This is a genomic window from Trueperaceae bacterium (assembly GCA_023954415.1).
Lineage (GTDB): Bacteria > Deinococcota > Deinococci > Deinococcales > Trueperaceae > JAAYYF01.
The window spans coordinates 18,129-38,553 of record JAMLIB010000008.1; the positions used below are offsets into that span (position 1 = coordinate 18,129).

Annotated in this window: 13 protein-coding genes; 5 read left to right on the plus strand and 8 right to left on the minus strand. The window is 70.4% G+C overall.

Going from position 1 to position 20,425, the window contains the following annotated elements:
- Positions 1 to 2: 2 nt before the first annotated feature.
- The 7 genes from M9914_10720 to rlmN all read right to left on the minus strand — a co-directional run bounded on the left by M9914_10720 (position 3) and on the right by rlmN (position 10,400).
- Positions 3 to 1,637, minus strand: a complete 1,635-nt coding sequence (locus tag M9914_10720) for a hypothetical protein (GenBank protein MCO5174650.1) — start codon at positions 1,635 to 1,637, stop codon at positions 3 to 5.
- A 177-nt stretch (positions 1,638 to 1,814) separates the two neighbouring features.
- Entirely contained in the window at positions 1,815 to 4,466 is a 2,652-nt protein-coding gene (rnr, locus tag M9914_10725; protein MCO5174651.1) for a ribonuclease R, read from the minus strand.
- A gap of 86 nt (positions 4,467 to 4,552) precedes the next feature.
- Positions 4,553 to 5,503 (minus strand): polyprenyl synthetase family protein, encoded by a 951-nt coding sequence (locus tag M9914_10730; protein MCO5174652.1) that lies wholly within the window; start codon positions 5,501 to 5,503, stop codon positions 4,553 to 4,555.
- A gap of 52 nt (positions 5,504 to 5,555) precedes the next feature.
- Positions 5,556 to 6,197: a redox-sensing transcriptional repressor Rex gene (locus M9914_10735; protein ID MCO5174653.1), complete on the minus strand. Its 642-nt coding sequence runs from the start codon at positions 6,195 to 6,197 to the stop codon at positions 5,556 to 5,558.
- On the minus strand, positions 6,197 to 7,378 hold the full coding sequence (locus M9914_10740) for an SPOR domain-containing protein (protein MCO5174654.1): 1,182 nt from the start codon (positions 7,376 to 7,378) through the stop codon (positions 6,197 to 6,199). Before M9914_10740 ends, M9914_10735 begins: the two co-directional genes overlap by 1 nt.
- Before the next feature lie 115 nt (positions 7,379 to 7,493).
- Complete coding sequence (locus M9914_10745) at positions 7,494 to 9,023, minus strand: tetratricopeptide repeat protein (GenBank protein MCO5174655.1); 1,530 nt, start codon at positions 9,021 to 9,023, stop codon at positions 7,494 to 7,496.
- 303 nt (positions 9,024 to 9,326) lie between these two features.
- Positions 9,327 to 10,400 carry a 23S rRNA (adenine(2503)-C(2))-methyltransferase RlmN gene (gene rlmN / locus M9914_10750; protein ID MCO5174656.1) on the minus strand — a complete coding sequence of 358 codons (1,074 nt, stop codon included), beginning with the start codon at positions 10,398 to 10,400 and terminating at the stop codon, positions 9,327 to 9,329.
- Between the two features lie 116 nt (positions 10,401 to 10,516).
- Here rlmN and glgC point away from each other — a divergent pair, with 116 nt between their 5' ends.
- From glgC to M9914_10775, 5 genes are all read left to right on the plus strand, one after another.
- On the plus strand, positions 10,517 to 11,770 hold the full coding sequence (glgC, locus tag M9914_10755) for a glucose-1-phosphate adenylyltransferase (protein MCO5174657.1): 1,254 nt from the start codon (positions 10,517 to 10,519) through the stop codon (positions 11,768 to 11,770).
- A 266-nt stretch (positions 11,771 to 12,036) separates the two neighbouring features.
- Entirely contained in the window at positions 12,037 to 14,046 is a 2,010-nt protein-coding gene (gene ftsH, locus M9914_10760) for an ATP-dependent zinc metalloprotease FtsH (protein MCO5174658.1), read from the plus strand.
- Between the two features lie 63 nt (positions 14,047 to 14,109).
- Complete coding sequence (locus tag M9914_10765; protein MCO5174659.1) at positions 14,110 to 15,900, plus strand: PASTA domain-containing protein; 1,791 nt, start codon at positions 14,110 to 14,112, stop codon at positions 15,898 to 15,900.
- 159 nt (positions 15,901 to 16,059) lie between these two features.
- Positions 16,060 to 17,823 (plus strand): ABC transporter ATP-binding protein/permease, encoded by a 1,764-nt coding sequence (locus M9914_10770; protein MCO5174660.1) that lies wholly within the window; start codon positions 16,060 to 16,062, stop codon positions 17,821 to 17,823.
- Positions 17,823 to 19,784 carry an ABC transporter ATP-binding protein/permease gene (locus M9914_10775; GenBank protein ID MCO5174661.1) on the plus strand — a complete coding sequence of 654 codons (1,962 nt, stop codon included), beginning with the start codon at positions 17,823 to 17,825 and terminating at the stop codon, positions 19,782 to 19,784. The genes M9914_10770 and M9914_10775 overlap by 1 nt, the downstream gene beginning before the upstream one ends.
- Before the next feature lie 99 nt (positions 19,785 to 19,883).
- Here M9914_10775 and M9914_10780 read toward each other — a convergent pair whose 3' ends face one another.
- On the minus strand, positions 19,884 to 20,384 hold the full coding sequence (locus M9914_10780) for a hypothetical protein (GenBank protein ID MCO5174662.1): 501 nt from the start codon (positions 20,382 to 20,384) through the stop codon (positions 19,884 to 19,886).
- Positions 20,385 to 20,425: the final 41 nt, after the last annotated feature.

The window sequence follows — 20,425 nt, forward strand, 5'->3', positions numbered from 1 at the left end:
GCTCAGGCCTGCAGGCCCCTGCCCTCGCCCAGGTCCGCGCCGGTCAGCTCGTCGGCTTCCGGCGCGACCCCCGCCTCGTCCTCGTCGTCCAGGCCGATGACGCGCTCGCGCCCCCGGACGGGCAGGCGCTCGCGCAACGAATCGGCGTAGGACGACAGGCTGCTGAGAGCGTTGCCAACGGGCAGGCGCAGGAGGAACTCGCCCTGCTCCACGCGCGCAACCAGCTGGAACGGGGCCTCGGAGAGGCGCTCGAGGATGCGCAGCACGGCCTCCCTGCCGATACCGACGTCGGTGGCCAGCTCCTCGAGCAGGAAGACGCTCGGGGCCTTGAGCTGCGCGAGGCGCGTGAGGACCTGGGACGTGGCGCCGCGCTCGGCGACGCGCTCGGTGACGCCGCGCTCGAACCGCTGCAAGCCGGACTCGAAGAGCCCGTCGCGCTCGAAGTGGGACTCGAGGTCGATCGGCGTGAGCGGAACGGTGCCGTGCAACACCCGCAGGCGTTCGAGGGCGGCCCAGCTCCAGAGCGTGGCGCGCGCCAGCTCGGCGGGGCTGGTAAGGCGCACGAGGTCGCGATGGTCGCCGATGACGGCGAGGTAGCGGGCGCCGAGCGACCGGCGCCGCGAGAGGAGCGCGGCCCAGTCGAGGCGCTCGCCGTCGGGTAGCAGCATGGCGTGCACCTGGTAGTTGCGGCGCCCCATGTCGGTCGCGATCGTGAGTTGGCCGCCGCCCAGGGGCGTCAGCTTGAAGCCGAGCGGCTCGAGCACGCCACGCAGGCGCCTCGACAGGTCGAGGGCCGTGAGGTCCGTGTCGTCGACCTCGCGCGGCCCGACCGGCTCCGCGGGGCCTTCAGGGACCCGCCGCTCGTGAACGTGGCGCACGCGGGTGTCGGGGCGCGCCTGAGGAGGGCCGCCTGCCGCCGCACGGGCGTCGCCGCCCCAGAGACCCGGCTGCGCGGCGTCGGCCGCCTCGGGCACGAAGCCGGCCGGGGCCTCCGCGAACCGCGGGGTCGGCTGCTGGTGACCGGCGCCGGTCGCGTGAGCCAGAGGCGCGGACGGCGCGGCCTCGACGAGTTCGGCGACGTCCTCGCTCACCGCCGCACCCATGCGGGGGACTTCCTGCAGAGGGGCCTCCGCCGGGTCAGGCTGTTGCTCCTCCTCCGCGAGCTCGACCGTGGCGCTCTGCCAACGGCCGTTGCGGAGCTCGAAGCGCGGGTCCGCCGCGAGGTACGGGGTGAGGTCGAACCCTTCCGGAAGGCTCGGGTAGAGGGCGTGCAGCTCGGCTTCCGTGGCCGCAACGCCCGCCTCGGCCACCTCGTCGAGGACGGCGGTGAGGGCGGTGGTGGCGTCCTGGGCGGCCCGCCTGGTCCTGTTGACGGCCTCGAAGCTGAAGCGGCCCTCGCCGACGGGTGTCACGTGCAGCTCGTCGTTCACGTCGAGGCCGTGCTCGCGGTAGAGGGGCCCGAGCCCGGCGAGCTGCCGCCGCGACACGAGCTCGAGGGGGTACTCCTTGCCGGTCTCCTCGTCCACCGCGACGATGGGGCCGCTCCCGGGGAAGAGCTCCAGCATGGCGAGCGGCAGGGTCATGGTGCCACCGCGGAGGCAGACGCGGGTGAGCGGGTAGCGATATGCCTGTGCCATGTCGTGTCTCCTAAGCCGTTCGGCTCGAGCGGGCTCCGAGTGGAACCGACGCCGGGCGGCCGCCCTCTCGGACCCGCAGGTCCCGCGCGCCACCCGGTCAGTTGGCGAAGTCTACCAGACGGCGTGAAGGAGCTCACTCCACGCGTCCACCCGGCCGTTCCGGACGGGGTCCGCGGGTCAGCCGAAGCGCAGCACCTTGCGCTTCTTGGGCTTCCGCTGCTCGGCGGCCACCGCGGCCGCCGGTTCCGGGTCCGCGGCGACAGCGCCGCGCGCCGCGCGGTCGACCTCCGAGACCGCGCCCGCGCGTTCCGTCGCGCGAGCTCCCGCCCTAGCCTGCGGCTTCGCCGCGGCCGCAGCCCCTTCGCCGGCGCGCCCGTCGGCGCCCTTCCCGGCGGAACGACCGCGGCCGCCACGGCCACCCTTACCCGAACCGCCCTTGCTCGGCGCGCCCTTGTCGGATGCGTCCTTGTCGGACCCGTTCCTGGCGCCCCCGCCCGTGCCCGCCGCGGTTCCGGCGGACGCCTCCTTCGAGGCCCCGCCTCGCGCCTGTCCGCCCTTGGCAGCGGCGCCCTTGGCAGCCCCACCCTTGCCAGAACCGCCCTTGCCAGAACCGCCCTTGGCTACCACGCCTTCCGCCACGCCTTGCTGCGGCGTCTTCAGCTTGCCGGGCGGGCGCGTGTCGGCCTGCTTCTCCTCGGCCTCGACGTCGGGCATCGGCATGTCGGCCGGGATGAGGTCGATCTGGCGCTGCGTCGGGTTGGCCGCGAGGATCCTGACCTCCACCCTGTCGCCCATGCGGTACCGCTTGCGCGTGTGCTTGCCCATGAGCATGAGCTGGTCCTCGATGTAGAGGTAGTAGTCGTCGACCAGGTGGCTGACGTGCATGAGCCCCTCAACGGCGTTGGTGAGCTCGACGAACACTCCGAAGTTCGTGACCCCGACCACGAAGCCCGTGAACTTCTCCCCGACGTGCTCCTTCGCCCACCGGGAGTGGAAGTAGCGGGTGAGGTCGCGCTCGGCCTCCTCCGCCACGCGCTCGCGGTCGCTCGCGTGCTCGGCGAGCGCCGGGAAGTCGGTCTTCATCCGCTCCTTCAGCGTCGGCGAGAGCCGGTGCTGCAGGAGGGCGCGCACCACGCGGTGCACCACCAGGTCGGGGTAGCGGCGGATGGGGCTGGTGAAGTGCAGGTAGCTCTCGAACGCCAGTCCGAAGTGCCCCAGGTCCTCGCTCGAGTAGCGCGCCTGCTTCAGGCTGCGCAGGAGGAGGGTGTTGACGAGCTGCGCCTCCGGCTTGCCGGCCGCCTGGCGGAGGATGGCCTGCAGGTCCTGCGGCTCGGCGTGGTGCAGGTCGAGGACGTAGCCGAGCTTGGCGAGCGCCTTCTGCAGCCCCTGGATCTTCTCCGTGCTCGGGTCCTCGTGCACCCGGAAGAGCGCCGGGACGTCGCGGCGGCTCAGCTCACCCGCGACGAGGCGGTTCGCGAGCAGCATCAGCTCCTCGACGAGCTGCCTGGCCGAGTTGCTGCGCACCGGCGTGACGTGGAGTGCGCCCTGGTCGTCGACCTCGACGCGCGCCTCGGTGAAGTTGAAGTCCAGCGCCCCGGCGCCGATGCGGGCCTTGCGCAACTCCTGGGTCAGGTTCAGGAGGACCTTGAGGTCGCGCTCCAGCCTGCGCCGCCCGGCAGGCATGCGCCCGCCGTCGGAGAACTCCTGGACCTGCTTGTACGTCAGGCGCGCGTCGGAGCGGATGACCGTCTCCTTGAACTCGAAGGCCGCCACCTCGCCGGTCCTGGACAGCTCGACGAACAGCGAGAGGGCGAGGCGCGCCTTGCCCTCGTCGAGCGAACAGATGCCGTTGGAGAGCTCCTCCGGCAGCATGGGGAGCACGCGTCCGGGCAGGTAGACGGAGGTGGCGCGCTCCTTGGCCTCCTTGTCGAGGCTCGTGCCTTCCGCGACGTAGTAGCTGACGTCGGCGATGTGGATGCCGACGCGCAGGTTCCCGTCCCTGCCCGTGCCGACGCGTTCGATGCTGATGGCGTCGTCGTAGTCCTTGGCGTCCTCGCCGTCGATCGTGACGGTCGTGACGTCCCGGCAGTCCGTCCGCCCGGCCATCATCTCCTCCGTCACCTCCTCGGGGACGGCGGCGGCCTCCTTCATGGTGTCGGGGTCGAACTCGGCCTTGAGGTCGTACTTGACGATGACGGCGCGGGTCTCGACCTCCGGGTCGTCCTCCGCGCCGAGGAACTCGACCACCTCGCCGAAGGGCTCGCGCTCGCCCGACTCCTCGGGCCACACCATCCGCGCCACGATGCGTGAGCCGCCCTCGAGCTTCCCGACGGACTCGGGCGTGAGGAGCACGCGCTGCTGCAGGCGGACGGAGTCCGGACGCAAGATGGCGTAGCCGCGCGCGTACTCGAGGGTGCCGACGACGCGCTGGTAGCCGCGCTCGATGATCCTGACGATCTCGCCGGACGGACGGCCGTCGTCGCTCTTCATGGGGTTCGGCCGCGCCATCACGCGGTCCGTGTCCCAGGCGCCCCCGAGCCGGTCGGCCGGCACGTACAGGTCCTTGCCGCCCGCGTCGGGGATGACGAAACCGTACCCGCCGGAGGCGACCTGGAGGCGGCCGAGCACCATGTTCATCTCCTGCGGCAAGCCGTAGGTCCTGCGCCTCGTGCGTATCAGGCGACCGCCGTCGGCGAGCTCGGCGAGGAGGTGGCGCAAGGCGGCGCGGTCCTCGACCTTGAAGCGCCGTTGGATGTCCTGAACGTGCCAGGGGCGCTCCGGATGGTCCAAGAAGAAGCGCATCACCTGGTCGGTATCTAGCTCTGACATATCCTGGCAGTCTAGCGCGCGAGCGTCCACCGACGCCGGCACGACCTGCTCCGCCTTCCCCGGGCTTGGCCCGCGCCGCGCCCGCCTCAGTTGGCTCGCGCCCCCTCGCGCCCGACGAGCTCGGCGAGCGCGGCGCGCTCGGGCGACGGTGGGAACGCCTCGAGGGCCGCGCGCGCATCGGCGACCAACGCCCCGATCTCGCGCTTCGTCGCCTCGCTGGCGCCGGACCGCACGGCCAACTCTGCCATGCGCTCGACGTCGCCCACGTGCGCCGCGCGGCGCGCGAGGATGGCGCGCGCTTCATCGGAGCCGTGCGTGAGCAGGAGCTCGAGCACCGTGTGCGTGGCCTTGCCTTCCCTCAGGTCGCCCCCGACGGGCTTGCCGAGCTTGGCGGCGTCACCGAGGAGGTCGAGGTAGTCGTCCCTGAGCTGGAAGGCTCGGCCGTAGGCCATGCCGAAGCGCTCGAGGGCCGCGAGCCGCGGCGCGTCGAGGCCGGCGAGGAGCCCGACGCCCCTGGCGGCGGCGGCGAGCAGGACGGCCGTCTTGCCGTCGATGATGCGGCCGTAGTCCTCCCAGGAGTACTCCTGGAGGGTCGCGACCTGGAACTGCAGGACCTCCGCCTCGCAGATCGCGGCGGCGGTGTCGGCCATGAGGTCGGTGAAGGCGGCGCTGCCGCTGGCGGCGAGGAGCCGCAGCACGCGGGCGAGCATGAAGTCGCCGGACATCACGCTCACGACGTTGCCGTAGCGCCTGAAGGCCGCCTCGTTGCCGCGGCGGGTGTCGGCGTCGTCGATGAGGTCGTCGTGGAGCAAGGACGCGGAGTGGAGCAGTTCCACGGCGAGCGCGACCTGCATGGCCGCTTCCGGCTCGGCGCGGAGCAGTCGCCCGGTGAGGAAGGCGACGGCCGGCCTCAGCCGCTTGCCGCCCGCCGTCACGAGGTCGGCTCCGATCGCCTCTATGAAGGCGACCGACGAGCGCAGCTCCTCGGCCAGGCGCAACTCGAAACGTTCCAGGTCGCCTGAGACGAGGTCGAGCACAGGGTCAGTATACGCGGCCCTAGTGCCAAACGTCACAAGGGGTTCCCTACGTTCAGCCCGCCACCGCGGCGTGGGGTTGCAGGTAGAAGGCGAGGCGCTTGAGGCCGGCCAGGAAGTCGACGGGCTCGACGCGCACGGCCTCCGGCACGGTGAGGACCGTCGGCACGAAGTTGAGGATGCCGCGGATGCCGGCCGCCACGATCAGATCGGTCGCCGCCTGGGCGCTCGCGACGGGCACCGTGAGGAACGCGATGTCGAGCGCCTGCTCGCGCGCCCGGCCGGCGAGCTCGTGCATGTCGTACACGGGGAGGGTCCCGAGCGTCTTGCCCACCTTGCTCGCGTCCCTGTCGAAGCCGCAGATGAGGCTGAAGTTGAAGCCGCTGAAGTCGGGGTAGTCGGCGAGCGCCTGGCCGAGGCGCCCCATGCCGACGATGGCGACCCGCCACGAGCGCGTTAGCCCGAGCGTGCTGCTCAGCTCACGCCTGAGGATCGCGACGGTGTAGCCGCGGCCCCGCGTGCCCGACGTGACGCGCGTGAGGAGCAGGTCCTTGCGGACCTGGTGGGCGGAGACCTGCGACGCGCCGCCCAGGCGCTCGGAGGTGACGTAGGCGACACCTTCGGCCTCCATGTCCGCCAGCACCCGCAAGTAGCTGACGAGACGGCTGACCGTCACCGACGGCAGGTCGTGTTGCATCAACGAGCGAAGCTCTCGATACCGGCGGAGTCGAGGCGCGCCTTGGCCTCGGTCAGAGCGGCCCCCTCGTACGGGCCGACGAGGAGCTTGAGGAGCGTGCCCTCGGTGCGCTCGGTGACCTGGAAGCCGAGCCCTTGCAGGCGTTCGATCTGGGGCATGGCGCTCTCACGGCTGCCGTAGGCCCCGACCTGGAGGTACCGGGCCGCCTCGGAGGCCGTCGTAGCCGGCGTCGGCGCCGTGGTCGGAGTCGTGGCGGCAGGCGTGGTCGTGCTCGTAGCTGCAGGCGCAGTGGTCGCGGCGGCAGGCGCCGTGGTCGCGGCCGGCGCGGTCGTCGTGCTGCTCGCGTCGGGCTCGTAACGGTAGACGGTGGCGTCGGTCACGCCGAAGTCGCCTGCCTTCACCCGGTCGGCCACCGACCGGGCTTGCGCCTCGGTGTCGTACGGGCCGACGAGGACGATCGTGAGGTTGCCCTGGGTGCCGAGCAGCACCGGGTAGCCGGCCGCCTGGAACGTGCTGGCGAGGCGCTGGGCGTTGTCGGGGTTACCGAAAGCGCCCACGGCGACGCGGTAGGAGCTCTCGCCGGCCGCCGCCGTCGCGGCGGTGTTGGCAGGAGCGGTGTTCTGAGCGGACTGACCGGCGCCCGTGGTCGAGGCCGGACCCTGAGTGGCCGGAGCCTGGGTAGCCGCCGTCGTGGCCTGGGACGGCGTCGTCGCAGGCGTGGTGGCGGTGGAGGGCGTGCCCTGCCCGCCCGGCGGGAGGACCGCGATGGGGGCGCCGCCCTGGCTAGCCGTCGACCCGGGTGTGGTGGCACCCTGGGTGGTCGCCGGTGTCTCGGTACCGGCCGCCGGCGTGGCTTCTGGCGTCGCTTCCGGGGTGGCGCCGCCAGCGGTCGCCGCGCCTTCTGTGCCCGTGGCTGCGGCTTCCGCCCCGGTCTGGCCCGCCTGGGTTCCCGCCGCCTGACCCGCAGCACCGGCCGGCGTGGTCGGCGTCACGGCGTTGCCCGTCGTCCCCGGCGTGGTGCCGGAGCTCTGCGTAGTGGTGGCTCCGCCCGCGTTACGGTTGCCCGGGCCGATCGGGAAGAACGAGCCTCCCGAGATCAACGTGGCGATGATGCCGGCGATGACGGCCACCAGGGCCACGCCTATCAGGAGATCGGGCCAGTTGCGTCGAAGCCAATCCATAGCGTGATTGTACCCTCGCGTTCAGCGCGGTGGCGCTGCCTAGAGTTCCCTCGGGCCCCTGGCGCTCGCGTCTCGCGCCCAGCCAACGGCCCGCCTCACACCGATGACGCCACCCTCACAGGTAGCTGCTGATCGCACTGCAAGCGGGCTGGTAGCCCTGCTGGCAGGACGAGACCCAGGCGTCGCGGGCGGAGCCGCGCCGGTCTTGCGAGTAGAGCGCCCAACCGAGGTTGTAGAGGCTCTCGCTGTCGTTCGGGTTCTGGCCGACGAGGAGCTGGTAGACCTTCTCGGCGTCCTCGTAACGGCGGGCGGCGAGGTAGCCGGCGCCGAGGTTGACGCGCGCCACGAGGCTGCTCGGGTCGAGCTGCACGGCCCGCTCGAAGTTGCGCACTGCCTGCGTGTAGTCGGCGAGCTGGTAGGCGGCGAGCCCGTACCAGAGCTGCACCTGCGCGTCGTTGGGGCGCTCCTCGAGCACGGCCTGCAACTCGGCCTGCGCCCCGAGGTAGTCGCCGAGGCGGTAGAGCGCCCGCCCGGCGATGAGCCGCGCGTCGAGGACGAGCTTGGGGTCGGAGAGGCGGGCGATGGCCTCGCGGGCGTTGCTCAGGGCCTCGGAGCTGTTGGAGAGCTGGTCGTGGGCCGTGGCGAGCGCGAGGTAGACCTCCGGGCGGCTGCCGTCGAGGCGCTGCGCGTCCTGGAGGGCGCGGACAGCGTCGCGGGTCTGGCCGCCCTCGAGGTTCGCGATGCCGAGGTTGTACTGCGCTTCCCAGGACGCCGGGTAGACGAGGGCGGCGCGCTCGAACGAGTCGTGGGCCTGCTCGTCGCGGCCGAGGCCGCGCTGCAAGGTGCCCAGCTTGACGAGCGTGCTCGCCTGGGCCGGCTTGTCCTCCGCCCGTTCCGCTTTCTGCAACGCGCGCTCCAACGACCATAGGGCGTAGTCGATCTGGCCCTGGGCGACGTAGATGTCCGAGATCAGCGCGCTGACGCGGTAGTCGCTGCTCTGCGCCTCGAGGGCCGTCAGCTCGGGCAGCGCCTCGAGGCCGCGCCCGGCGCGGTACAAGGCCTGGCCGCGCCTGAGGACGTACGCGGCGGTGCCTGGCTGCAGTTCGAGGGCGGCGGCGTAGGCCGCGGCGGCGCCCGACCAGTCCTCGCTGAGCTCGAGCTGGGCCGCCAGGCCGAGCTGGGCCTGCACGCGGTCGTCGAGGCTCGCTTCCGGCTCGGCTTGGTCGATGGCCGCGCGGAACGCCATGGCCGCGTCGGCCGGGCGCCGCAGGCGCGCGAGAGTGACGGCGCGGTTGAACTGCCCGTCGAAACGTTCGGGGTAGAGGCGCGTGACCTCGGTGAACTCGAAGAGCGCGGCCTGGTAGTCGCCGCGCGAGAACTCCGCAAGGCCGAGACCGTAGTGGGCGTCGCCGGACGTGTAGTCGAGGGCGATGGCCTCGAGGTAGCTCTCCTTCGCCAGGTCGAACTCCGACTGGCCGTAGTAGGCGTTGCCGAGGGCGACCCAAGCGCTCACGCTCCCGGGCTCGGAGTTCACCTCCGCACGCAGCTCGGAGACGGACTGCGCCCACGCCGGTGAGAGCAGGAGCAACGCGGCCGCTGCGACCAGAGCCGCGCGGCCGCTCCACCTGCGGGTTCCTCTTTCCATCCCAGCCTCCCAGGTCGCTAACGTGCGTGCCATGCGTTAGTCAGGGCCAAGCTTATACGGTGCCCCCTTGCGCGCTTGTGAAATCGTCCACCTGCTCCTGGCGCGAGTAGCGTCCTGCTCGCCAAACGCGCGGTGTCACACGCGCCGGGGAGCGCGTCGGTCGGGAGCCGTGCGCCGTGCCGCCGGGTCGGGGTGCTCGGGGGTGCGGCCTCTTCGACACCATCGGCATAACGCACCGGCGCGCCGGCTCGGGGTGCGCGGGAGCGCAGCCCCGCCCCGACTTCCGCACGGGGCACCTGCCGGTCAGACGCCGGCCATCACCACGCCGGAGTCGGCCACGCTCGCGGCCTCGGCGCCCTGAAGGGCGAGCTGACCGCAGGCCGCACCGGCGTCGCGCCCACGACTGAAGCGCACGGACACGCTGACGCCCCGCGCCTCGAGGCGCCGTTGGAACTGGGCGAGCCGCGGTCGCTCCGTGCCGCTGAAGCCCGAGCCGGTCCACGGGTTGAACGGGATGAGGTTCACGTGGCTGGTGAGCCCGGTCAGGAGGTCGGCGAGCATGTCGGCCTGCCAAGGGTGGTCGTTGACGCCCTCCAGCATCGTGTACTCGACGGTCACACGGCGCCCTATGGCCGCCTGCCAATCGCGCATGGCGGCGACGATGTCGTCGACCGCGTTCGCCAGCGCGGTCGGGATGATCCGTTGCCGCGTCTCCTGGTCCGGCGCGTGCAGGCTGACGGCGAGGACGAGCGGCAGCCCCTCGGCCGCGAGCCTGCGCATGCGGCTCGGCAGCCCCACCGTCGACAACGTTATGCGCCGCGGCGACATGTCCAGACCGCCGGGGTCGATGAACGTGCGGATGGCGCCGACGGCGTTGTCGTAGTTGAGGAGCGCCTCGCCCATGCCCATGAGGACGACGTTGCGGATGGCGGGCGGCTCGAGCCCCTCCTGGCGCGCCACCTCGACGAGCTGGGCGACGATCTCGCCGCGCGTGAGGTTGCGCCCGAAGCCGAGCGCCCCGGTGGCGCAGAACGCGCACCCGGCCGGGCAACCGACCATCGAGCTGAGGCACACGGTCCGGCGGCCGGCGTACGGCATGTACACGGCCTCAGTCTGCTTGCCGTCGCGCAAGGTGAAGAGGTAGCGCACGGAGCCGTCGTCGGACGGGAAGCGCCGGGAGGCGACGAACGGCTCGGCCGCGTGCTCGGCCGCCAACCACGCGCGCAGGCTCGTGGGCAGGTCGGTCATCCGCTCGGCGTCGGTCACCCCGCGGCGGTAGAGCCAGTGCGCCACCTGCTTGCGCCGGAAAGCGGGCTCGCCCTCCGGCAGGGGCAACGAGGCGAGCTCGTGGTCGAACAGGGTCGGGGCCAGCGCCATGGGGCCACGCTACCGCGTCCGCGGTGGCGTTATCATGCTCGCTACATACACGGGCGATCGGCCGAGCCGATCAGGGCACGACAGCCGTGGCCGGGTCTTTGTCTCATGGAGGGCGCATGCTTACCCGCAACGTCAAGGTCATAGGCATGGTGTTGGCTGGCGGCAAGGGTTCGCGCCTCCACCCGCTCACGCTGCAACGCACGAAGCCTGCCGTGCCGTTCGGCTCCAAGTACCGGATCATCGACTTCGCCCTCAACAACATGATCAACTCGGGCGTCTACGGCATGTACATCCTCACGCAGTTCAAGGCCCAGTCCCTGACGGAGCACATCCAGCGGCACTGGCGCTTCGGCACCTTCCTCGACGACCACTTCATCACCCTCGCCCCCGCCCAGATGTACCTCTACGAGGAGCTCGGCGCGGAGTGGTACCGGGGCACGGCCGACGCCATCTATCAGAACCTCCACCTCGTCGGCAACAACCGGGCCGACCTCGTGGCCATCTTCTCCGGCGATCACATATACAAGATGGACATCAGCCACATGCTCGAGTACCACCTCGACAACCAGGCCGACGTGACCATCGCCGCCTACCCGACGCCGGTCGAGGACGGCAAGCGCTTCGGCGTGCTGCAGGTCGACGACGACTGGCGCATCACCGAGTTCCAGGAGAAGCCGGACGCGCCGAAGGCCATCCCCGGGCGCCCGACGCACTGCCTCGCCAGCATGGGCAACTACGTCTTCACGGTCTCGACGCTCATCGAGATGCTCAAGGACGACGTCGGCCGCCGCGACTCCGAGCACGACTTCGGGAAGGACGTGCTGCCCCGCGCCCTGCAGGAGGGCAAGCGCATGTTCGCGTACGACTTCGCCCGCAACCCGATCCCGGGCCAGAGCGGGCCAAACACCTACTGGCGCGACGTTGGCACGCTCGACAGCTACTGGGAGGCCAACATGGACCTCGTGGCCGTCAAGCCCGAGTTCGACCTCTACAACGAGGAGTGGCCGCTGCGCACGTCCGCCGAGTACTCGGCGCCGGCCAAGTTCGTCCACGAGGAGGAGGGGCGGCGGGGCCAGGCGTTCAACTCGTTGGTCGCCGGGGGCGTGATCATCTCGGGGGCCACCGTGCGGCATAGCGTCGTCTTCCGCCGCGTGCGCGTCAACTCCTACGCCACCGTCGAGAACTCCGTGCTCTTCGACAACGTGACCGTAGGCCGCCATGCGCGCGTCGTCAACGCCATCCTCGACAAGAACGTGACCGTGCCGGACGGCGTGAGCGTGGGCGTCGACCCCGAGGAGGACAGGGCGCGGGGCCTGATCGTGACCGACACGGGCCTCGTGTGCGTGCCCAAGGGGTACTCGTTCCGCTGACCATGACGACCGGCGCGGCTTCGTGGCCGCCCCCTTGCGCTCGCAACGCTCACAGGGCTCGCCGGGCCGGCGCCGGCCTTCGGCGTCCGCCTGGCGCCCGCCGGGCGGAACGTTAAGGTTCCACTTAGCTCGAAGACTCCCCAGTACAGTGCCGGCTCATGGTGCGGTGCTAGGCTTTACGTATCGGTTCGCGGCACCCCACGACCGCCGCTTGCCAGACTCACAGCGTGTGGCCGGAGCGGAGCCCGGGCCCTGGAGGAATTCAGTTGAGACGCTCGTTCAACCCCTGGCTGGTCGTGATGCTGCTGATACTCGGCATCTTCGTCTTCAACCAGCTCAACTCCGGCTCCGGTAGCCGGGAGATCAACTACTCCACCTTCACCGGGCTCGTCGACCAGGGCAAGGTGGCTTCCGTCGTCATCGACCGCAACAGCGGCGTCATAAGCGGCGAGCTCGTCAGCGAGTCGCAGGTGCTCGTCAACGGCGAGCCGCAGACCATCCGCAGCTTCCGCACGACGACGATCCTCACGGACAGCCTCCTGACGGAGCTCCGCGAAGACGTCAAGAGCGTGACGATCCGCAACCCACCGCAGTGGCTCGGCCTGCTCCTCGGCTCGTTCCTGCCCGTCGTACTGCTCCTCGTCTTCTTCTGGTTCATCTTCATGCGCGCCCAGGGCGGCCCGAACCAGGTCATGCAGTTCGGCCAGTCGCGGGCCAAGACGTTCGGGCGCGAGAACAAGGTCACGACGACCTTCAACGACGTGGCGGGCCACAAGGAAGCCAAGCAGGAGCTCATCGAGGTCGTCGACTTCCTCAAGACGCCCCAGAAGTACCTGCGCATCGGCGCCGAGATCCCCAAGGGCGTGCTCCTCGTCGGCCCTCCCGGGACCGGCAAGACGCTGCTCGCGCGCGCTGTGGCCGGCGAGGCCGGCGTGCCGTTCCTCACCGTCTCCGCCTCCGAGTTCATGGAGATGTTCGTCGGCGTCGGCGCCAGCCGCGTGCGCAGCCTCTTCGAGGAAGCGCGCAAGTCGGCCCCGTCCATCATCTTCATCGACGAGCTCGACTCCATCGGCCGGCGTCGCGGCGCCGGCATCGGTGGCGGGCACGACGAGCGCGAGCAGACGCTCAACCAGATCCTCAGCGAGATGGACGGCTTCGAGAAGGACACGTCCGTCATCATCATCGCGGCGACCAACAGGCCAGACATCCTGGACCCGGCGCTGCTGCGCCCCGGCCGCTTCGACCGGCAGGTCACCATCGGCCTCCCCACCATGACCGAGCGCGAGGAGATCCTCAAGGTCCACGTGCGCAACAAACCCGTCACCGACGACGTCAGCCTCCGCCGCCTCGCGGAGGCCACGCCGGCGTTCTCAGGCGCCGACCTCGAGAACCTCACGAACGAGGCCGCCCTCATCGCGGCCCGCAACAACAAGCAGATCATCACATGGACCGACTTCAACGAGGCCCTCGACCGCATCACCCTCGGCCTCAGGCGCGGCAGCCTCGTGCCGACCGAGGAGGAGCGGCGCATGCTCGCCTTCCACGAGTCGGGCCACGCCGTCGCGCACGCCGCCCACCCGGAGCTCGGCGACATCCGCAAGGTGACGATCATGCCCCGCGGCGGGGCGGGCGGTTTCATGGCGCCCCTCGCCAAGGAGGAGATGTTCTACAACGTCGAGCGCTTCAAGGCCCAGCTCGTCGTCGCGTTCGCGGGCAGGCAGGCCGAGAAACGCGTCACCGGCACCATCTCGTCCGGCGCGAGCAACGACCTCAAGCAGGCCACGGAGATGGCCAAGCAGATGGTCCTCGACCTCGGCATGGGCTCGCAGGAGTACGTCGCCTGGGGCTCCGACCAAGGGCCCATCTTCCTCGGCGGCGAGATCAGCCGGCGCAAGGACTTCTCCGAGGAGACGGCGCGCCAGTTGGAGGAGGAGGTCAGCAGCATCCTCGAGTCCGCCTACCGCGAGAGCGAGGCGGTTATCGCGACCAACTGGGTCGCGGTCGAGGCCGTCGCCACCGCGCTGCTCAAGCGCGAGACGCTGGACGGCAAGCTGATCCACCGGGCCTTCGCGCTCGCGCAGGAAGGCAAGACGGTCGCCGAGATCGCCGACTGGATCGTCGACACGGCGACGGAGAACGACCGCCGCGCCCAGGCGGCCGAGGAGCGCGAGCGCAGGGCGGCCGAGGAGGAGCACCGCCGCAAGGCGGTCGAGAGCGGCAGGGCGCCGCTGGAGCCGCGTCCCGAAGCGCGGCCGGCCAGCGAGTCCGGGGCCTGACCGGCGCACCTTAGCGCCGTGCCGACGGGCGGTAGGACGACGACGCGGACGGCGGGGGTCTGAATGTCGTTGCTCGACGGCAGGTACGAGGTCATAGCGCAGCGCGCACTCGACGCGGGACGCACGGAGTTCGAGGCGACGGCGCCGGACGGCGCGCCGCTACGCATCGAGTGGTTCGACCTCAAACCGGAGCGCGAGCCCGAGTTCGAGGCGTACCGGCGCCTGCTGCGGCGCCTCAAAGGGGCCGGGCTCGCGGCCGTCCACGACGTGATCGCCCGCCCCGGCGCCCACTACGTGGCCTGGGAGCGCCCGCCGGCCGACGCTGTCGCCGTGTCCTCCGGCAACGGCGCGGGGTCCGACCTGCGCGAGCTTCTCGAGCGCGCCGGTTACCCGCTCGAGGTCGCTGACCTGCGCAGGCAGCACGCGCGCCAACCGCGCGTCCTCCTGTACGGGCTCGCGTTCGGCGGGGCGCGGAGGGCGCAGCCCCCCTCCCAGCCCCAGCATGGCCATCGCGACGCTCCCGGGCAACCCGATGCGGCCGGACCGTATGGCGCGGGCGGCGCTGCCGGGCTCGACGGCACCCCGCGGGCGCGACCGCTTCGTCATCAGCAGTCCCTAGGTCGACGCACGGCGGAGCTGCTGGAACGGCTGCCTGAGCGCGCGCTCGCGTGGAGCATCGCCGGCGCGCTGCTGCTCGTGGCCGTGGTGGCGACCCTCATCGCCCTCAGGGTAGCGGCCGTCGATACGTTCGTGAACGTGCCGGATGTCGTCGGCGCCGACGCGACGCTCGCGGCCCAACAGCTCGCGCAGCTCGGGCTGTTCGTCGACGCGACCCCGCTCACCTCGTCAGAGCCCCCGGGCACGGTCCTGGCCGTCGAACCGGCAGCCGGCTCGGCACTCAGACCCGGTCGCACCGTCCTCATGCGTTACGCCCTCCCCCCCGGGGAGCTGGCGCCTACCGAGGCGCCGTCGCTCCTGGGGCTGAGCTACCCTGACGAGGCGCGCGCGGCCCTCGAAGCCACCGGGCTGCGGCTCGGCGAGGCGGCGCGCATCCACGCACCGAGCCCCGTCGGAACGGTCCTGGCCCAGGACGTCGACGCCGGCAGCCGGGTAGCGAGCGACACCGCCGTGTCGGTCCTCGTGAGCCTCGGCCCCCAGCCGGCGCAGACCTTCCTCCCCAACCTCGTCGGCCTCGAGCTGGAGGAGGCCAGGGCCCTGGCGAAGCTCGCCGGCATCGGCGATGACCGCATCGTGATCGACGAGCTGCTCGGTACGGCCGGGGCCAGCGGCCAGGTGCTCGAGCAGTCGCTGGCGCCTTACGTCCCGGTCGCGCGCGACACGGCCGTGCTGCGCCTCGTCGTCCAGGCGGGCGAGCCGGCCGTGGAGGTCCAGGGCGGCGGGGCGCCCGACGTCGTCGGCCTTGGCCTGGCGAGCGCGCGCGCGGTGGCAAGCGGCTGGAACCTCGACGTGCGGGTGATAGGCAACCCAGGGCTGCCGGAGGGGGTCGTCGCGCAAGACCCGGGCCCGGGAGGTGAGCCGAACGCAACGCGGACCCTGGCGCTCACGGTGAACGCGCATCCGGTGGCGCTCTCCACGAGCGGCGTCTACGCGGTCGTGCGCGGGCCGGAACCGCGCAGTGTCGAGTACGCCTGGGCCATCCAGCCGGGCATCGGTCTGCAGCAGGGCGAAGTGTGGGCGGCGGACTTGAGCGGGAACCGGGTGCTCGTGAGCCGCGTCTCCGTGCGCGGCGGCGAGATCCTCCGCGGCCAGTGGCGCACGACCGTGGTCGGCCCGGTCCGGTTCGAGCTGCTGCTCGGCGGGGTTCCCTACGGCGAGTCGTTACTGGTACCATGACCGTTCTACTTGGCGGTTATAGTCGCCGGCAGAAATTTCGGCGCCCGCCTATGAACTAGGGCCCGAGCGGGGGTCGTAGACGAAGCACCTTCCTGACGACCGCCTCCGTGCACCAGCGGAGGCGGTCGTCGGCCGCGCGTCAGGGGACCGAGGAGTCGTGTGCTCAAGACCATAAGAGACCTGCTGCCGTTCGTGAGGAGGCACCGCCCCAAGCTCCTGCTTGGCATGGGGTTGATCGTCGTCAACGGCTTCTTCTCGACGTTGACCCCGATCATCCCCGGGCGGGCCATCGACGAGTTCAGGAACCGGACCATGACCATGGACCGGCTCTGGCTCTACGCCCTCGCCCTCCTGGGCGTGGCCGTGGTGGCCGGCGTGGCCATGGTGCTGGTCAGACGCATATTCATGTACACGAGCTGGGAAGTCCAGTTCGACATCAGGCACGCTATCTTCAAGCACTTCACCAAGTTGGACGGCGGCTACTTCGACCGCACGCGCGTCGGCGACCTCATGGCCCGCCTCACCGCCGACCTGGGCGCCGTCCGCATGCTGGCCGGCGTGGCCGTCTTCCAGGGCCTGAACACTCTCTTCCTGTTCGCCTTCACGTTCTACCGGATGTTCGACCTGAGCGTGCAACTCTCGCTCATCACGCTCGCCACCGCGCCGCTCACGTCGCTGGCCTTCTACCTGATCCTGCGCGTCGTCCACCGCAGGTACCAGTACGTGCAGGAGCAGTTCTCCGACGTCTCCGCGATGGCCCAGGAGAACTTCTCCGGCATCCGCGTGGTCAAGGGCTTCGGCATCGAGGAGCGCGAGATCGGCACCTTCGGCCGCCTCAACGACGAGTTCGTCAAGCGCAACATGGCCCTCGTCAGGGTGGACGGGCCGCTCTTCCCGATGATGGAGTTCCTCTTCGGGCTCACCATGTCGCTCCTGGTCCTGATAGGCGGCAGGCTCGTGCTCGGCATCGGTGGCAACCTCACCGTCGGCGAGTTCTCGAGCTTCGTCTTCCTCTACGAGGGCATCCAGTGGCCCATGATCTCGCTCGGGTGGATCGGCAGCCTCATACAGCGCGGCACCACGTCGTGGGGGCGCCTCAAGGAGATCCTCACGCAGGTGCCGGAAGTCGCCGACGGCCCCGAGACCGACTACGACCTCCGCACGGTCAGGGGCCGCATCGAGTTCAAGGGCGTGAGCGTCACGTACAACGGCGTCAAGGCGCTCGACGGCGTCAGCTTCGTCGTCGCGGAGGGCGAGGCCGTCGGCATCACGGGGCGCACGGGCTCGGGCAAGACGTTGATCGTCAACCTCATCGCCCGCGTCATCGACCCGGACGAGGGCCAGATCCTCATCGACGGCATCGACAACAAGCTCTTCCCCGTCGAGGTCCTCAGGCGCTTCATCGGCCTCGTGCCCCAGGAGCCGTTCCTCTTCTCCGACACCATCGCGGAGAACATCGCCTACGGCCTGCCCGAGGCGCCCGCCGAGGTCCTGGCGCCGCGGGTACTGCGCGCGGCGGAGGTCGCACAGTTGGCCGGCGACGTCCAGGAGTTCCCGGACGGCTTCGACACGCGCTTGGGCGAACGCGGCGTAACGCTCTCCGGTGGGCAGCGCCAACGCACCGCCATCGCGCGCGCGCTCGTGCGCGAGCCGTCCATCCTGATCTTCGACGACGCCCTCTCGGCCGTCGACACGCAGACGGAGGCCCGCATCCTCGACGGCCTCGCCGACGCCCAGCGGGACCGCACGACCGTGATCGTCGCCCACCGCATCAGCGCCTTCCAGAACGCGCACCGCGTGCTAGTGCTCGAGAACGGCCGCGCGGTCGAAGAGGGCACCCACGACGAGCTGATCGCGCAAGGCGGCTGGTACGCGGACATGGACCGCAGGCAGCAGCTCGAATCCGACCTGGAGGTGGCGTGATGGCCCGCAGCGCCGAACGCCGCCCCGTCGACCTGCTCGACACGGACCTGCCCGACTACTCGGTCGAGGCGGCAAAGGGGGCCTACCGCACACGGGACCGCGACCGACGCCGCGCCATGCGCGCGGAGAGCGTCCGGGACGAGGACGGCGAGGAGTTCGAGAAGGCGTACGACCAAGGCATCATGCTGCGGCTCCTCGGCTACCTCAAGCCGTACCGCCTCCAGCTCTCGCTCGGCGTGGGGCTCCTCCTCCTGAGCAGCGCCCTCACCCCCGTCTTCCCCACCCTGCTGGCGCGCGCGCTCGACGACTACATCATCGCGGCGTCCGAGCCGTTCGCCAGCCTCGACATGGACGGGCGTCTGCGCGGCCTCACAGTGATCGTGGTCGTCTACCTGGCGTTGCGGCTCCTCAGCTTCGGCCTCCGGTTCGGCTACACCTACCTGGTGTCGTGGCTGGGGCAGCGCATCATCTACGACATGCGGCGCGAGATGTTCGCCAAGATCCAGCGGCTGCACATGGGCTTCTTCGACCGCACGCCCGTCGGGCGCCTCATCACGCGCATCACGAGCGACGTCGACGCCATCCAGCAGATGATGACGGACGGCGTGGTGGGGCTCATCGCCGATGTCGGCCTCATGGCCGGCCTGCTCTTCTACATGTTCTCCATCAACTGGCGCATGGCCCTCATCACTCTCGTCGTCATGCCGCCGCTCTTCCTCATCCTCAACCTGCTCAGGCGCCGCATCCGCACCGCGTACCGGTCCGTGCGCCTCAGGACCTCGCGCTCGAACGCCTACCTCGCCGAGAACCTCAGCGGCATGAAGACGGTCCAGCTCTTCAACCGTGAGGCCCGCAACGCCAGGCGCTTCGACGAGCTCAACCTGCAGCTGCTCGAGGCCAACAACGAGCAGGTGCGCTGGTTCAGCCTCTTCTTCCCGACCATCGGCATCACGAGCGCCATCTCGACCGCGCTCATCCTGTACTACGCCGGCACGCAACTCGTGCCGGACGTGGCGTCGTTCGTGACCATCGGCACGCTCGTGGCGTACATCCAGTACTCCGGCATGTTCTTCCGTCCCCTGCAGGACCTCTCGGACAAGTTCAACATCATCCAGGCGGCCATGGCCTCGAGCGAGCGCATCTTCGGTCTCCTCGACACGCCGGAGCAGATCGCGGACCTGCCGGACGCCGCCGGCTTCGCAGGCTCGTTCAGGGGCGAGGTCGCGTTCGAGGACGTCTGGTTCGCCTACGACGACGAGGAGTGGGTGCTCCGCGGCGTGGACTTCACGATCGCGCCGGGGGAATCAGTGGCGTTCGTCGGGCATACGGGGGCGGGCAAGACGACGATCATCAGCCTCGTGAGCCGCTTCTACGACGTGCAGAAGGGCCGCGTCACGATCGACGGCAAGGACGTCCGCGACTACGACCAGGTGCAGTTGCGCAAGCACGTCGGCATCGTGCTGCAAGACCCGTTCCTGTTCTCGGGCACCGTGCGCAGCAACATCACCCTGGGCGACGACAGCGTGCCGCAGGAGCGCGTCGAGGAGGCGGCCAGGTTCGTCAACGCGCACGAGTTCATCTCGCGCCTGCCGGACGGCTACGACACGCCCGTGCTGGAGCGCGGGGCGGGCTTCTCGACGGGGCAGAAGCAGCTCATCGCGTTCGCCCGCGCCCTCGTGCAGAACCCCGACATCCTCCTCGTGCTCGACGAGGCTACCGCCAACGTCGACACCGAGACGGAGGAGCTCATCCAGGACGCCCTGAAGAAGCTCATGCAGGGGCGCACGAGCATCATCATCGCCCACCGCCTCTCGACCATCCAGGACGTCGACCGGATCCTCGTGATGCGCAAGGGCAAGCTGATCGAGCAGGGCAACCACTTCGACCTGCTCAAGGTGGAGGGGTACTACCGCAAGCTGTACGAGCTCCAGTACCGGGACCGCGCCGCGCGTTCCGGTTGACTTGACGGCGCAGTCGGTCGCTGCGCGCCCGTCCGCGCCCTGGAACGTCGGCGCCGGCCGACGAATGCCGGCCGGCGCCCTTGCTACCAGGCAGCAGGCTCAGTTGACGAGCGTGGCCCGGTAGTAGAAAGGCTCTTCCTGCCCCGGCTCCATGGGGACGAGGAGGGTCCAGCGGATCGCCGTGTACTCGGTGGGTTCGGCTACCTTGCGCTCCCCATCCGACACCACGATGACGGGCGGGGCCGAGAAGGTCTGGCCGTCGACCGAGAACTCCGTCATGACCCGGTCGGAGGTGGGGGTCGCCGAGTTGGCGACGTACTGGAGGTGGCCCTGGACCGGTACCGTGATCTGGACGGCGCCCTGCGGCAACGTCGTCTCACCGGCGTTGATCGCGAAGATGCGGTACTCGACGACCTGACCGGGGATGGCCTCGGTAGCCGCCGTGAAGCGCTCTTCCTTGGTGCCGTCCTGCAGCGTCACTTGACTGACCACGTAGATCTCGCTGCGGAACTGGATGCCGTTGTTCTGGGCGAGGCCGGCGCCGAGCAGCAGCGCTAGCACCACCGACGCCAGGAGGGTGACCACATGACGATCTCTCATCGGATCCCAAGATAGCAACTTCAGATGACTGCTCTTTGAGG